At 62.9% G+C, this 13,669-nt stretch carries 12 protein-coding genes and 1 tRNA gene; 1 reads left to right on the top strand and 12 read right to left on the bottom strand.

Features of this window, described 5'->3' with window-relative positions:
- The first annotated feature begins 171 nt into the window (after positions 1 to 171).
- Positions 172 to 942, top strand: coding sequence for an SDR family oxidoreductase (locus GM910_RS26255; RefSeq protein ID WP_159593747.1), 771 nt, complete (start codon positions 172 to 174; stop codon positions 940 to 942).
- A 12-nt stretch (positions 943 to 954) separates the two neighbouring features.
- On the opposite strand, the gene GM910_RS26250 is transcribed toward GM910_RS26255, so the two are convergent.
- From GM910_RS26250 to betI, 12 genes are all read right to left on the bottom strand, one after another.
- Positions 955 to 1,401, bottom strand: coding sequence for a pyridoxamine 5'-phosphate oxidase family protein (locus GM910_RS26250; protein WP_343033016.1), 447 nt, complete (start codon positions 1,399 to 1,401; stop codon positions 955 to 957).
- Complete coding sequence (locus GM910_RS26245; RefSeq protein ID WP_159593745.1) at positions 1,398 to 2,084, bottom strand: phosphoribosyltransferase; 687 nt, start codon at positions 2,082 to 2,084, stop codon at positions 1,398 to 1,400. Before GM910_RS26245 ends, GM910_RS26250 begins: the two co-directional genes overlap by 4 nt.
- 135 nt (positions 2,085 to 2,219) lie before the next feature.
- Complete coding sequence (locus tag GM910_RS26240) at positions 2,220 to 2,750, bottom strand: Hsp20/alpha crystallin family protein (RefSeq protein ID WP_159593743.1); 531 nt, start codon at positions 2,748 to 2,750, stop codon at positions 2,220 to 2,222.
- A 291-nt stretch (positions 2,751 to 3,041) separates the two neighbouring features.
- Positions 3,042 to 5,672, bottom strand: coding sequence for a cation-translocating P-type ATPase (locus GM910_RS26235; protein WP_159593741.1), 2,631 nt, complete (start codon positions 5,670 to 5,672; stop codon positions 3,042 to 3,044).
- Between the two features lie 82 nt (positions 5,673 to 5,754).
- Positions 5,755 to 5,892: a hypothetical protein gene (locus GM910_RS26230; RefSeq protein WP_159593739.1), complete on the bottom strand. Its 138-nt coding sequence runs from the start codon at positions 5,890 to 5,892 to the stop codon at positions 5,755 to 5,757.
- Between the two features lie 98 nt (positions 5,893 to 5,990).
- Positions 5,991 to 6,545: a Spy/CpxP family protein refolding chaperone gene (locus GM910_RS26225; protein ID WP_159593737.1), complete on the bottom strand. Its 555-nt coding sequence runs from the start codon at positions 6,543 to 6,545 to the stop codon at positions 5,991 to 5,993.
- A gap of 415 nt (positions 6,546 to 6,960) precedes the next feature.
- On the bottom strand, positions 6,961 to 8,058 hold the full coding sequence (locus GM910_RS26220; RefSeq protein ID WP_246226381.1) for a CapA family protein: 1,098 nt from the start codon (positions 8,056 to 8,058) through the stop codon (positions 6,961 to 6,963).
- An 86-nt stretch (positions 8,059 to 8,144) separates the two neighbouring features.
- Positions 8,145 to 8,450: a GYD domain-containing protein gene (locus tag GM910_RS26215; protein WP_246226379.1), complete on the bottom strand. Its 306-nt coding sequence runs from the start codon at positions 8,448 to 8,450 to the stop codon at positions 8,145 to 8,147.
- Between the two features lie 1,163 nt (positions 8,451 to 9,613).
- Positions 9,614 to 9,690 (bottom strand) — tRNA-Pro (locus tag GM910_RS26210).
- A gap of 58 nt (positions 9,691 to 9,748) precedes the next feature.
- Positions 9,749 to 11,212: a betaine-aldehyde dehydrogenase gene (betB, locus tag GM910_RS26205; RefSeq protein ID WP_159593731.1), complete on the bottom strand. Its 1,464-nt coding sequence runs from the start codon at positions 11,210 to 11,212 to the stop codon at positions 9,749 to 9,751.
- A 16-nt stretch (positions 11,213 to 11,228) separates the two neighbouring features.
- A complete protein-coding gene (betA, locus tag GM910_RS26200; protein ID WP_159593729.1) occupies positions 11,229 to 12,881 on the bottom strand; it encodes a choline dehydrogenase in 1,653 nt (550 codons plus the stop codon).
- The gene (gene betI / locus GM910_RS26195; RefSeq protein WP_159593727.1) at positions 12,874 to 13,461 is read right to left on the bottom strand and encodes a transcriptional regulator BetI; all 588 of its coding nucleotides are present in this window, start codon (positions 13,459 to 13,461) and stop codon (positions 12,874 to 12,876) included. The genes betA and betI overlap by 8 nt, the downstream gene beginning before the upstream one ends.
- Positions 13,462 to 13,669: the final 208 nt, after the last annotated feature.

Here is a 13,669-nt window from a genome sequence, read left to right as displayed (position 1 = left end):
GACGGCAAGATGCACAAGGTCGAAGTGCGCCTGAGGCCGATTTCCGCACGGCGCCCAAAAGCGGCGGCTCGAATCTGAGCTGCGCGGCATCGTCCGATTGACATCGGTCAAATCTGGCACCGACCGGCTTTGCTAGTTTTCTCCCGGCCAACAGAACGATGGAGATCGGCAATGGGCATGGTGTCTGGCAAAACTGCCCTGGTAACGGGTTCGGGCGCGGGCATCGGGCGTGCCACCGCCGTGAAGTTCGCCGCCGAAGGCGCGAAGGTCGTGGTCTCAGACGTTAATGCCGAGGGCGGCGAGGAGACCGTCGCCATGATCGAAAAGCAGGATGGTAAGGCGGTTTTCATCAAGGCCGATGTTGCTGTCTCTGACGAGGTCGACGCGCTGATCGCCAAGGCCGTGGAGTCCTTCGGCCGGCTCGATTGCGCCTGCAACAACGCCGGCATCGAGGGCAAAATCGTGCCCTTCATCGAGCAGCCGCTCGACAATTTCGACCGTATCATCGCCGTCAATCTACGCGGCACCTTCCTGTGCCTGCAGGCCGAGATCAGGCAGATGCTGAAGGACGGCGGCGGCGCGATCGTCAATCTCGCCTCGGTGGCCGGCCTGATCGGCTTTCCGGGTCTTGCCCCCTATGTCGCTTCCAAGCACGGGGTCAACGGACTGACAAAGAATGCGGCGCTGGAATACGGCAAGCAGGGCATCCGGGTGAATGCGATCTGCCCCGGCGGGATCGACACGCGTATGCTGGATTCGCTGGCTGAGCAGTCGACCGGTGGCGAGATAACAACCCGGGAGATGATGGACCCGCTGCATCCCATCGGCCGCATCGGCACACCGGAGGAAGTCGCCGAACTTATCGTGTGGCTGTGCTCCGACCGCGCGTCTTTCGTGACCGGCGCGAACATCCCGATCGACGGCGGATTCGTGGCACAATAGGATTGCGTTCGGCTATTGGCTATTCCCTGGCTTCCCGTCCGGACATTCGGTCGATGGTGATGGGAAGAAGACTTCCCGTGCGTATGTGGACACGGGAAGAATGGGTTTGAGGGAACCCGGCTCCCACCAGTCCGCATGCTTGCTCAGCAGCAGCCACGCATGGTCGCGCTCGCGCTTGTGACCGATCTCGTCGGGCAGGTCCTCATAGCGGCCGTCGGCAACGACGCTGCGCCAGCCGTACGCCTGCTTCGCTTCGACCAGAATGGAAACCAGCGGGTTGGCCCGCATGAAGTCGATTTTCCTGCCGGGCAGGGAGAATGCGTAGAGAGAATGATCTCCATAGGCATAGTAGATCGGCACGACATAGGGCTGTCCTTCACTGGCGCAGGCGAGACGACCGAGACGGTTCTTGCCGAGAAGCTTGGCGCATTCGGCTTCGGTCAAGCTGCGGATGATCACGGACCGTCTCCTTTTCCTTCCCCGCGCACGCGACCAACTTCGCCATCCGCGGCGGTAAGCTGAAGCGCGGCAACAACCTCTTCGTCCGCAAGCTGTCGGAAGTCGAGATAGTGGTCGCCAAGGGCGCGGAAATAAAGCGGCCGGTCGATGCACACGACCTGATCCGCCTCGTGCGAAAGCATGTGGACCGTTTCGAGAGGGGCGACCGGCAGAGCGATCACGATCTCACGGGGAGCAAGGTTCCTGATCGCGCGCACGGCCACCTTCATGCTGGCGCCGGTGGCAGCACCGTCATCGACGAGAATTACGGTCTTCCCGGTTACGGGGATGCGCTGACGATTTCCGAGATAGGCCATGCGCCGGCGCTCAAGCTCAGGACGCTCGCTCTCGATCAGTGCCTCAAGCTCTTCCTCGTCCAGCCCTAGCGCCTCCACCACATCGCGGTTCAGAACCACATACGGAGGATCGCCGTCGACGATCGCGGCGGCCGCCAGTTCAGGATTTCCCGGCGCGCCCACCTTGCGCACGATCACCAGATCGAGCGGCGCATGGAGGGCATCGGCGATTTCAGCCGCCACCGGGACACCGCCGCGAGGCAGCGCAAGGATGACGGGCTCGTGCAGCTTGTGCTTCGCCAATTCGCTCGCGAGTGCGCGGCCTGCTTCCTGTCTGTCACGGAACATCGTCGCATCCGATGGCCGGCGGTCTTGCGGTCTGCCCGATGGAGCCCTTGCGGCGACAAGCCTAATGCCAGCGAAGCAAGCCTCGCCGGCTTGCCTCCGGTTCCTGTCACCATGCCCCGCGGCAACCGCGATCGTTCACGCCGCCTTCACGCTGATCTTCTTCTCGTTCTTCTTTGCTTCCGCCGATTTGGGCAACGTCACGGTCAGCACGCCCTTCGCAAACCTGGCGTCGATCTTGTTGGTGTCGACACCCTCGGGAACGCGGAAGCTGCGGTGGAAGGAGCCGTAGCGGCGCTCCGACAGGTAATATTCCTTCTCGCGCTCTTCCTCGGTCTTCTCGCCCTTGATCGTCAGCGTGCCGTTGGACAGCTTGATCTCGATGTTCTTTTCATCGAGCCCCGGCAATTCGGCGCTGATTTCGTAGGCACCGTCCTTCTCGGCCAGATCCATCGCCGGCGCGATCTCCCATGTTGCCACGCGCGGCCAGTCGAACTCCAGGTCGAACAGGGACGGACGGGGCGATCGCCGCCAGCCGAACGGATGGAAGTTGTCGAACAGACGATCAACCTCGCGATGCAGGGTTTCGAAGGGGGACCAGAGTTCCCGTTTGGTCCTCGCTGATTTCTTCTCGGTCTTCACCGGCAGTTTGGTAGCGGCCTCGGCCATGGCTTGCTCTCCTTCATAGGTTGACAGCTCTGGGTGCCGCTCCCCGCCTCATCCGCCTCAAGGCTTTCCACGAGAGCGTTGGGCCGCAGGGGAACGGGTCGTCCTTCGGGTATCGTCGTCGGCGGATGCATCGTCGGCCTTTGCCCTGAAGCGGCTTGACCGGCACCCTGCCGTCCAGGCTTTGCCCGAAGAGGTTCCCATCAAAGCCCTTTGTACCGGCGGCATCATTGATACGGATCAAGAAATGTCATTCGCAAGCCGACGAGCCTTGGGACAGGTTGCGCAGAGCGCTCAGCGGCGACGTTTGTCCCACCACTTCTCGAACTCCATGACCGCGAGCAGTGTGGAGGCGGCAAGCAGCAGCCAGGCCCATTCGGCGAGGCTCACAGGAGCAAGGGCCAGCGTGTCGCTCAACCCCGGCATGTACATGGCACCGATATGCAGTGCCTGCGCGGCGATCACGCCCAGGATCAGGAAGCGGTTGGACAGGAAGCCCCGGCGGAAGATCGAGTGGTGTTCGGAGCGGCTGTTAAAGGTCTGGAAGTTCTCGAACAGCACAAAGAGGAGGAGCAGCAGGTTGCGCGCCGTCTCGGGATCGGTGCCTCCCTCAAGCAACCACCAGAAAAGTGCGAAACCGCCGAGTCCCATGACGGCGGTCGAATGCAGGACGCGGCGGATCATGACCCGGTCGAAGATCGGCTCGCCTGGCTTGCGGGGCGGGTAGGCGAGCTCGTCACCCTCAGCCCTTTCCGTCGCCAACGCGATGTCCTGGATGCCGTTGGTGACGAGGTTCAGCCACAGAAGCTGCACCGGCAGGAGCGGCATGGGCAGGCCGAGCGGAATCGCCAGCAGGAACAGAGCGACTTCCGCCGCTCCCGTCGACACCAGCATGAAGACCACCTTGCGGATATTGGCGTAAGCGACGCGCCCCTCGCGGATGCCGGCGACGATGGAGGCAAAATTGTCGTCGGTGAGCACGATGTCGGCACTTTCGCGGGCGACGTCCGTGCCCTTGCGCCCCATAGCGACGCCGACATGGGCGTGGGTGAGGGCGGGGGCGTCGTTCACGCCATCGCCGGTGACCGCCACGAAATGTCCGCCGCGCGCCAGCGACATGACGATCGAAAGCTTCTGTGCAGGGTCGACGCGCGCATAGATGCGAGCTCTGCGCGTCAGGCGGTCGAGCGCTTCTTCGCCCGCCTCTTCCGCCAGGCGCACGTCCTCGCCCGTCACCACCTGATCATCGTCGAACTGCAAACCCGCCTGCGCGGCGATAGCGGCGGCGGTTCGCGGATCGTCGCCCGTCACCATCGCCACATCCACGCCCGCGGCGCGGCAGTCGGCAATGGCCTGCGGTGCTTCCGGGCGGATCGGGTCCTGCATGCCCGCCATGCCGAGGAAGACGAGGTCTACCAGATGGGTGTGGCCGTATTTACCGTCACCCTCTTCCGCGGCCGTGCCTTCGGCGAAGGCAAGCACCCGCAGGCCACGGGCTGCCATTTCCTCCTTCTGGGCAAGCAGCGTTTGAGGGTCGATCGGCACCGTATTGCCGCCTGCATCCATGCGCGCGGCCATGGCGATCAGTGTTTCCGGCGCGCCCTTGACGAAGATGCGCACGCCCTTGCCGCGGCGGTGGAAGGAAGCGGCGTAGCGGATGTCGGACTCATAGGGGATGCGCGCGACAAGCGGGTATGTCTCCTGCACATCCTCATGCTTGATCCCGGCCTTGCGGGCGGCCGCGAGCAGGGCCACATCGACCGTGTCGCCGAGCCCCTTCCAGCCGTTTACGTCCCATGACAGGCGCGCTTCATTGGGAAGGCTGGCCGCCTTCAGCAGCGCGGAGACGCGCGCCCGCGCGTCGAGGTTGCCGGGATGAGCGCTGCGGATGGTACAGGCTTCGAGGTCCTCGCCTGTTTCGAATATGAATCTTGCACCCTCCGGCAGGCAGATATCGGTGACGGTTAGCTCGTTGAGCGTCAATGTGCCCGTCTTGTCGGTGGCGATCATGGTGCAGGAGCCGAGCGATTCCACTGCCGGCATGTTGCGCACGATGACGTGGACGGCCGCCATGCGCCGCATGCCGATGGCGAGCGCCACCGAGATGGCGACAGGCAGGCCCTCGGGGATGGCAGCGACCGCAAGCCCCACCGCCATGAGAAAGAGCGTGTGGAAGGGCATGTCGCGCAACATGCCGACGGCGAGCAGTAGCACGACCGAAACGCCGACGCTTACGGCGATCATGCGTGAGAAATGCTCAAGGCGGATCATCAGCGGTGGCTGCGATATCGATTGCTTGCCGATTTCACCGGCGATGCGGCCGAGTTCGGTCTTGTGTCCCGTCGCAGAGACGAGGCCGCGGCCTCGGCCACGCGTGATGAGTGTTCCCGCAAAGACATGTGAGGTGAGCGGGTCGACCGCGGTCGTGCTCTTCGTCACCGCCGCCGATTCGCCGGTCAGAAGCGACTCGTCCACCTTCAGGTCGATCGCCTCAAGGAGCCGGATGTCGGCCGAGACGCGCTCTCCGGCCTCCAGTAGTACGAGGTCGCCAGGCACCAAGTCCCGGGCGTCGACGCTGCGCGCGGCGCCGTCGCGTACGACGTGCGCATGCGGCACCTCGTACTGACGTAGCGCCGCCGCCGCGCGCCCGGCCGAATATTCCTGGGCCGCACCGATGATGCCGTTGACGAGGAGGACGGCGCCGATGAAGAGAGCATCGCTCAAATCACTCAGAGCCAGCGAGATAAGGGCCGCCGCCAGCAGGATATAAATCAGCGGGCTCAGGAACTGCCGCAGGAAGACCACAAGCAGCGACGGCGACTGCGGCTCCGGCAGTGTGTTACGGCCGAAGCGGGCAAGCCGGGCGGCCGCCTCCGCTTCGCTCAGACCGGTGAATTGCTCCAACGAGGCGTCGCTTATGTTCATGTGGACTTCGATATCCCCGCTGCGGCTGCCTGAGCTTGACCTCGTTCTAGGATGTCGGAGGTTGTCTGCAGCGTGCCGATCTCTATCCCGGCGGTATCTCGTGCGCCTGTACTGTCGGCAGGACGCGCTGCAGCCGTATCGCGATGATCTTTTCGGGAGGGAGGCGGAAATATCGGCCTATCCGCTCGTCGGACAGACCGAGATCTGCAAGCACTGCCACCGCCAACTCCGGTCGTGGGCCCATCCTGCCATGCGCAACCTTACCGTGCCCCTTGTCCGGCGGGCGCGTGGTATTTCTGCTCCCCATCTCCAGCGTCCCTACCAGCGCATCATCTGGTGGCCTTGGCTGCGACCCATTCCCATGCCCATCATCGGCAATACGATATCGTCGGCAACAGCTCTCTGCTCATCCGTGAGGGCAGCATAGAGATCAGCTGCCACACTCTGGACCGATTTCATCTGCTCGAGCCGCGTTTCCATCTGCGAAATCTGCCATGAGAGCCGTTCGGGCAGCGCCTTGTCGAATATCTTTCCATCGTCGAACTGCTCAGCCATGGAGCGCATCATGTCGTTGTGTACTTCGGCTGAAGCCTTCACGACGGTGGCAAATGTATCCCACGCTGCGGTCTGTTCGGGCGTGATCTTGAGCTCCGTCTTCATGTAGGCGAGCCGTCCGTCCACTCGGTCGAGCATTCCGTCCGACCGCCACCACCCCATCATGCCGGGGGTCCACTCGCTGCCCATCATGCGCTCCATGCCCCAACCCCAGCGGGGCCACCAACCGCGCTCTTCATCCGTCGCCACAGCCGGCACATTCATCGCCGCAGTGAGTGCGACGGTAGCTAGTGTAACGCCAATCCATGATCTCGACATGCCTGCCTCCTGTTCGAAAGGCGCAGCGCGCTCGATGGAGATGCCCGCACCTTCTGTTTAAGTTGCGTAAGCCGAACATGCCTATGGCCGCGCGTCTTTGATCAGCGTCAAGCGAGGCCGCATCCCTGTAGGAATCAGGCGAAACCCAACACACTGAAGGAGGAATTTGCCCGCAGCATCTTTGCCGAAAGCTTCGGATCTCCCAAAGACGGCCGAGCGGACGAGAACCAATAGATTGAAGACCCATCGCGCCAGTGAAACATGACAGACGGGCTCGCCGCGATATTCGAGCGACCTTGAGCAAAAGTTCGAGGCTTGTAGGATATTCGCTGCGGGCCTGATCGATCTCGGGAAGCAATCCGAGAAGGAGGCTTGATCGTCTCAGAGCCATCCTCATCGGAACGCTCACTCGATCTTACGCCGTCCAACGTAGCCGTAGGACACCTCCTTCGGCTACCTCAATACAATGGCCGGGGCGGCTTTCCCGATCCAGCACTTCGGCAAGCCAAGAAGCGTCTGCATGTGTCGCGCGGTTAAGACGGAGCCTGCGCGCCTGAAACGGTACCATTTCCAGAAAGTTGAGCCCGCGACTTTCATCATCATGGTCTGCGAAATAGGCAAGCACCAGGTCAGGTCTAAAGGCTTCGTGACCGTGGATGCCCTCATAGTCGTTGATGAAGTCGCCACAGCCGTAGAAGATCGGCCTGCTTCGGTAGATCTCAATGCCTATCGGGTGGTGGGACGAATGGCCATGGATGAGGTCGGTTTCCGCCTCCTCGACAAGCCTATGGGCGAAGCGGCGATGGCTTTCGGGTATCTCGTAACCCCAGTTTGGCCCCCAATGGATCGATACGACCACGAAGTCGCCGGCACGACGCCATTTGCCGATGCGGTCTATCACGCGTTTGACGGTGTCTTCGCCGAGATCCGGCAGGAGGTTGACCCCAGGTCGGCCTGCGCCCGCCGCCCAATGGACGGGAACGCCGGATGAGAGACACGCAAAGGCGAAGACGAGCACGCGGCGGCCTTGCTTGCTGTAAAGGATTGCTGGCTGCCCGGCTGCTTGCGCATCGCTGCCTGCGCCGACGCTTGCGATTCCGGCCTCGGCAAGGTAGATGACCGTGTCCGCCAGACCGCCCATGCCCCAATCCGCCACGTGATTATTGGCGAGCACACAGCAATCGATCTTCGCCGCCGTGATGCAGCCGATATTGTCCGGATGTATGCGGTAGTGAATGCCCTTGGCGTCCGGCCTGCCGTCCGCCGTGACGCTGGTCTCAAGATTTATGATCCGCAGATCGGGGCTCCGACGGTCGATCTCCGCCACGGCGTCGCCCCAGATATAGTCGAACGTGACCGGGCAGGAGATCGGGCCCGAAACCTGCTCGGCGAGAGCCACGTAGTCGCGCGCCGAACGGACATAGGATTCGTAGAGAACGGGGTCGCCCGGATGCGGCAGGATCTGATCGATGCCCCGGCCGATCATTACGTCGCCGCAGAAGAAAAGTCTCATGATCGGCATACCACGTTCGTACCCCCGGGAGCACGAGCGCTCGATTGGGATGCTTGCTGCAGCCATCGCATCCTATCAACACCTGATCAACTGCTCGCGACAAGCGATGGCGGCAGTTCCCTGATAAGTTTAACGAACTGCTTCCATTCCGTGGCAGCCCAGATCTCTGTCGTGGCGTGCCCAAACGTACGAATAATCGTGGCGACCTTTGTCGCGGTGGCGTTGTCGGGCGCCGTGAAAATGTCGAGATAGTCCGCTGGGCCAAGGATGACGTAGTTCGCCTGCCAATGGACGTGAGGACATTCGCGACGGACATGCTCCGCAATCTGATGGCTCAGGTTTTCGAGGGATCTCGGCGATTGCATTGCCTCATGGCTGAGGCGTGTCAGCATTATGAAGGTTGCCATGCCTGCTCATTCTTCTGTGTGTGTTTCGAAACAGAATAGTGTGGCACTGGCGTCCGTGACTTTGAGCAGTGTCAAACGTTGCGTCGGCACATCGACATCGAACTTGTGAGGCGCCGTCCTCAGCGAAGCCGCGGTCAAAGTGCGTTTGATGTGATCGGGCCTCGTTTGAGGTTTTGATCCAGATCATGGGGAGAGAATGGCGAGCTTAGAGCGCAGTTCCCGGCAACATCGGCCGACGACATGGAGGACGCGGACAAGCACCTTCTGGTTCTGTTGTTCCAGGGCGGCGGCGACCGGCAGGCAGCGCCTTTCGATGAATCGATCCGCGGCCACGAGGTCCGGCAACTTGCGCGCAGATTGGGTGTCGAGATCGGCGTCGTCAAATATCGGTCTGGACCGATTGTCTGCGCGTGGGCTCGCCGAGAGTTACGGCGGAAACCTCGCCTACGGCCACATCTACTGGACGCTGACCGGCGCAGGCCGCGCCTATGTCGTCGAAAACGGTTTGCTGGAATAATCGCCGCTCTTGGCTCCGCAGCGACTACCCGCGAATGCCTAGCGCGACCGAACCTTGCCCCGATTGCCCTAACTGGCCCTGGATCTCAAAGTCCTTGAGATTGATCTTGGTGAAACCGGTTGTGTAGGTATAGTTCACCGCAGCGCGGCAGCATTCCCCGACAATCTTACCGTCTGCAATGGCTTTCGGGCTGGTCTCAACGTTTCCGAAGAAACCGGACGTTCCGCGCTCCTCGATCAACCGGCACGTGGTGCAACTAGTGGGCGTGCAGGCGGCTTCGACGCGACCATACACCGTCTCGGCGGGACTGCCTCACAAATACCGCGTCAACACCACCGTGCGCTCGGCTTGTGGCCCGGCGCCGGCTTTCAGCTCCTGCGTTGCCTGGCCCGGTAAGTCGCCAACGCGGCTTGCATCGAAAAACATTCCGACAGTGCGATTACCGTCAGGTGAAATTGCGCGCTACATGACCCTCGAAACGCTTGAAGACACTTACGGAAACCATCACCCAGACCATCAGGCGAGGTTGGCGATGCGTTTACACGCGGCAGGGTAGGGAGGCGGCAACGTGTTTCGTTGCTGTAATCGTTGCCGTGGATTTTTGGAGGTGCGGTTAAGTCCTTGAAAAGTCTGGTCGGAGTGGCAGGATTCGAACCTGCGACCCCCTCGTCCCGAACGAGGTGCGCTACCAGGCTGCGCTACACTCCGTGACCCGACGGCGGCTTATAACGGGCACGCCGCTCCTTCGCAAGCTGAAACCGTGCCCTCAATAGGGGCTTTCGACATTTCCGGTTTCCACGTAGACCGCCTTGATCTGGGAATAGTGGTCGAGCGCTGCAAGGGCGTTCTCCCGGCCGATGCCGGAACTCTTGAAACCGCCGAAGGGAAGCTCCACTGGCGTCAGGTTGTAGGCGTTGATCCAGCAGCTTCCCGCCTGCAACTGGCCGACCACGCGGTGAGCGCGCGCCATGTCACTCGTGAAGACGCCGGCGGCCAGCCCGAACTCCGTGTCGTTGGCACGCGCGATGGCTTCCTCCTCCGTGTCGAAGGAGAAGACGCACATCACCGGCCCGAAGATTTCTTCGCGGGCGATGCGCATGTCGTCGCGCACCTTGGTGAAGATGGTGGGTTCGACAAAGAAACCCGTCTCGAAGCCCTGCAGGCTGGGAGCGCCGCCGCCGAGGTGCAGATGCGCGCCTTCCTCCTGGCCGAGCGTTATGTAGGACAAGACGCGCTCGCGCTGTTCGGCAGAGACGAGCGGGCCGAGATGCGTGTCGGGATCGAGCGGGTCTCCCAGTCGGATGGCGCGCGTGCGTTCGCTCAGCCGGTCGAGGAAGCGGTCGTAGATGCCTTTCTGCAGGAAGACGCGGGTGCCGTTGGAGCAGATCTGGCCGGCGGAATAGAAATTGCCGAGCATGGCGCCGCCGACCGCGTTTTCCACATCCGCATCGTCGAAGACGATGATGGGCGACTTGCCGCCAAGCTCCATGGTGCCGTGCTTCATCTGGCTGCCGGCAAGCGCCATCACCTTCTTGCCGGTGGCGACGGAGCCGGTGAGAGAGACCTTCGCTACCGCTGGATGGCCGACCAGTTGCGCGCCCACTTCGCCCGCCCCCTGCACGACGTTGAAGAGGCCGTCGGGCAGGCCGGCCTCGGTGAGGATCTCCGCGAGCGCCAGGGCGGAAAGCGGGGTGTTCTCCGACGGCTTGAAGACCATGGCGTTACCAGCGGCGAGCGCCGGGGCGGCCTTCCATGCGGCGATCTGGATGGGATAGTTCCAGGCGCCGATACCGACGGTGACGCCGAGCGGCTCGCGCCGCGTGTAGCCGAAGGGGCCGCCGAGCTCGATATGCTCCCCGTTGTGGGCGGCGACGGCGCAACCGAAGAACTCCAGTGCGTCGGCGGCGGAAGCCGCGTCGGCAACCAGCGTCTCCTGGATGGCCTTTCCGGTATCCAGCGTCTCGAGCCGCGCCAGCTCGGCGTTGCGGGCGCGCAGGATATCTGCCGCCTTTCTCAGGATTCGCCCGCGCTCCATGGGCTTCAGCCGCGCCCAGGAAGCTTGGGCTGCGCGTGCGGACTCCACCGCCAGCTCGATGACATTGGGCGTCGCCAGATGCAGCCGGGCGATTGTCTCGGCCGTCGCGGGATAGATGACCTCGAGGCTTGCGCCTCGCGTATCCTCGGCGAAGTCGCCGTTGATGTAGTGCGAGGCCTTTGGCTGGGCGCGCATATTCTTCTCCACGGGGTTAGCGGTCGGAAACCTGCCAGCGCGGGTTGATCCACGGCTGTTGGTTCGACGGCGGCAGGAGGGGCTTGCTGAGGATATGATCGGCAGCCTTTTCGCCCACCATGATCGAGGGCGCGTTGAGGTTGCCGTTTGTGATGCGCGGGAAGATGGAGGAATCGGCCACTCTGAGGCCCTCCACGCCGATCACCTTCAGTTCCGGATCGACGACACTCATCGGATCGCCCCTGTCGCCCATGCGGCAGGTGCCGCAGGGGTGGTAGGCGCTTTCCACGTGCTCGCGGATGAAATCATTCAGAGCCTCGTCGGACGTGACGTGCCCGCCCGGCGAGATCTCCTGTCCGCGATAGGGCGCGAAGGCGTCCTGGGCGAAGATTTCGCGTGTGAGCCGGATGCAGTGGCGGAAGTCGGCCCAGTCTTCCTCGTGCGCCATGTAGTTGAAACGGATCTTCGGCGCCTGCCGGGGATCAGGTGAGGCCAGGGTGACCGAGCCGCGCGACTTCGAGCGCATGGGCCCGACATGGGCCTGGAAGCCGTGCACCTCGGCCGCAGCCTTGCCGTCGTAACGGATCGCGGCGGGCAGGAAGTGGTACTGGATGTCGGGATAGTCGACGCCGGCGCGCGAGCGCACGAAAGCCGCCGCCTCGAAATGGTTGGAGGCGCCGAGCCCGGTTTTGAAAAGGAGCCATTCGGCGCCGATCAGCGCTTTGGAGAAGAGACCGAGCTTCGAATAGAGCGTGATCGGTTTGACGCACTCCTGCTGGATATAGAGCTCCAGATGGTCCTGCAGGTTCTGGCCGACGCCCGGCCGGTCGGCGACGACTCTGATGCCGTTGCGGGCGAGTTCCTTGGCCGGTCCGATGCCCGACAGCTTGAGCAGTTTCGGCGAGTTGATCGCCGAGGCGGCAATGACAACTTCAAGTTGTGCTTTAACAACTTGAATCACTTTCTCAACTTCGATCTCCACGCCGACGGCGCGTTGATTCTCTATCACAATGCGCCGCGCGAAGCCTCTGACAAGACTCAGGTTTTGCCGCTTGAGCGCCGGCTTCAGATAGGCGTTGGCCGCGGACCAGCGGCGGCCGCGATGGATCGTCTGCTCCATCGGCCCGAAGCCTTCCTGCTTGGCGCCGTTGTAGTCTTCGGTCAATTCGAAGCCCGCTTCGCGGCCGGCTTCGACAAAAGTCTGGTAGAGCGGATTGAGCCGCGGGCCGCGCTGCACGTGCAGCGGCCCATCGGTGCCGCGCCAGCCGTCCTCGCCGTCCTTCGTGTTCTCCATGCGCTTGAAATAGGGCAGGACGTCCGCGAAGGCCCAGCCCTTGGCGCCGGCTTCGGCCCAGTGGTCGAAGTCACGGGCATGGCCGCGCACATAGACCATGCCGTTGATGGAGGAGGAACCACCGACGACCTTGCCGCGCGGGGTGGCGAGGGAGCGGTCGGCGAGATGCGGTTCGGGCTCGGTGCGAAAGCCCCAATCGTATCGGGCCATGTTCATGGGGAAGGAGAGGGCAGCCGGCATCTGGATGAAGGGGCCGAAATCGCTGCCACCGTGCTCGATGACGATCACCGAATGTTTGCCGCCCTCCGACAGGCGGTAGGCGAGCGCGGAGCCGGCGGAGCCCGCGCCGACGACGACGTAGTCGGCCTCAAGCATGGTGCCGCCCTCCAAGCCTCAGCGTCACATAGTCCTCCACCAGGGCGATGGCCGACGTCGCGTCCGGCGGGCCGTCCTTGAGGGCGCGGCGGATGTAGAGCCCGTCGATGAGCGCGGCAATGCCCTCGGCCGTGCGCTCGGCTTCCGAGCGCGGCAGAAGGGGCGTGAGCGCGAAGACCAGGTTGGAGTGGAGCCGCCGCGCATAGACGCGCAAAAGGCGCCTGAGCGCTGGCGCACGCTGCGCCTCCACATAGAAGGCGAGCCAGGCGGCGATGATCTCCGGCCGGAACTGCTTTTGCGAAAAGTTCACGGCGATGATGGCGCGCACGCGGGTGAGGCCGGCGCATCCCTCAACCGCCTGGCTCAGGTCGCGCCCGAGTTCGGCCAGGATATGGCGCATGGTTGCGAAGAGCAGGTCTTCCTTGGCGCCGAAATAGTGGTGTGCAAGGGCCGCCGAGACGCCGGCGCGGCCAGCGATCTCCGACATGGTGACGTCCAGCGAGCCGCGCTCGCCGATGGCATGGATGGCGGCGTCGATGAGCGCCCGCCGGCGCAGGGGTTCCATTCCGATCTTGGGCATGAGGGGCAGTTTATTTTTGATTGAGTCATCAATCAAGAAAAATATTAAGGTGCATGAAGAGCGGGCATGCCGGTGCCCCTTCGCGCCCCCTCTGTCCTGCCGGACATCTCCCCCACAACCGCAGGGCTATCGCATATGAGTAAAGAGCTCATGGAAGAAGTCTCTATTCCAGTTTGCGCGGCGCATTTTACTGGCGATTGGCTTGTCG

Origin of the sequence: Chelativorans xinjiangensis (assembly GCF_009812055.1) — a bacterium.
GTDB lineage: Bacteria > Pseudomonadota > Alphaproteobacteria > Rhizobiales > Rhizobiaceae > Chelativorans > Chelativorans xinjiangense.
Note: the sequence above shows the minus strand (reverse complement) of the source record. Positions and strands in the feature narration are given on the sequence as shown.

Coding starts and splice junctions, on each gene's coding strand:
- betB (WP_159593731.1), bottom strand. CDS start 11,212: ATGCGCGCCCAGCCAAAGGCCTCGCACTACATCAACGGCGACTTCGCC.
- betA (WP_159593729.1), bottom strand. CDS start 12,881: ATGCTTGAGGCCGACTACGTCGTCGTCGGCGCGGGCTCCGCCGGCTCC.
- GM910_RS26215 (WP_246226379.1), bottom strand. CDS start 8,450: ATGCTGACACGCCTCAGCCATGAGGCAATGCAATCGCCGAGATCCCTC.
- GM910_RS26245 (WP_159593745.1), bottom strand. CDS start 2,084: ATGTTCCGTGACAGACAGGAAGCAGGCCGCGCACTCGCGAGCGAATTG.
- betI (WP_159593727.1), bottom strand. CDS start 13,461: ATGCCCAAGATCGGAATGGAACCCCTGCGCCGGCGGGCGCTCATCGAC.
- GM910_RS26235 (WP_159593741.1), bottom strand. CDS start 5,672: ATGAACATAAGCGACGCCTCGTTGGAGCAATTCACCGGTCTGAGCGAA.
- GM910_RS26225 (WP_159593737.1), bottom strand. CDS start 6,545: ATGTCGAGATCATGGATTGGCGTTACACTAGCTACCGTCGCACTCACT.
- GM910_RS26255 (WP_159593747.1), top strand. CDS start 172: ATGGGCATGGTGTCTGGCAAAACTGCCCTGGTAACGGGTTCGGGCGCG.
- GM910_RS26240 (WP_159593743.1), bottom strand. CDS start 2,750: ATGGCCGAGGCCGCTACCAAACTGCCGGTGAAGACCGAGAAGAAATCA.
- GM910_RS26220 (WP_246226381.1), bottom strand. CDS start 8,058: ATGAGACTTTTCTTCTGCGGCGACGTAATGATCGGCCGGGGCATCGAT.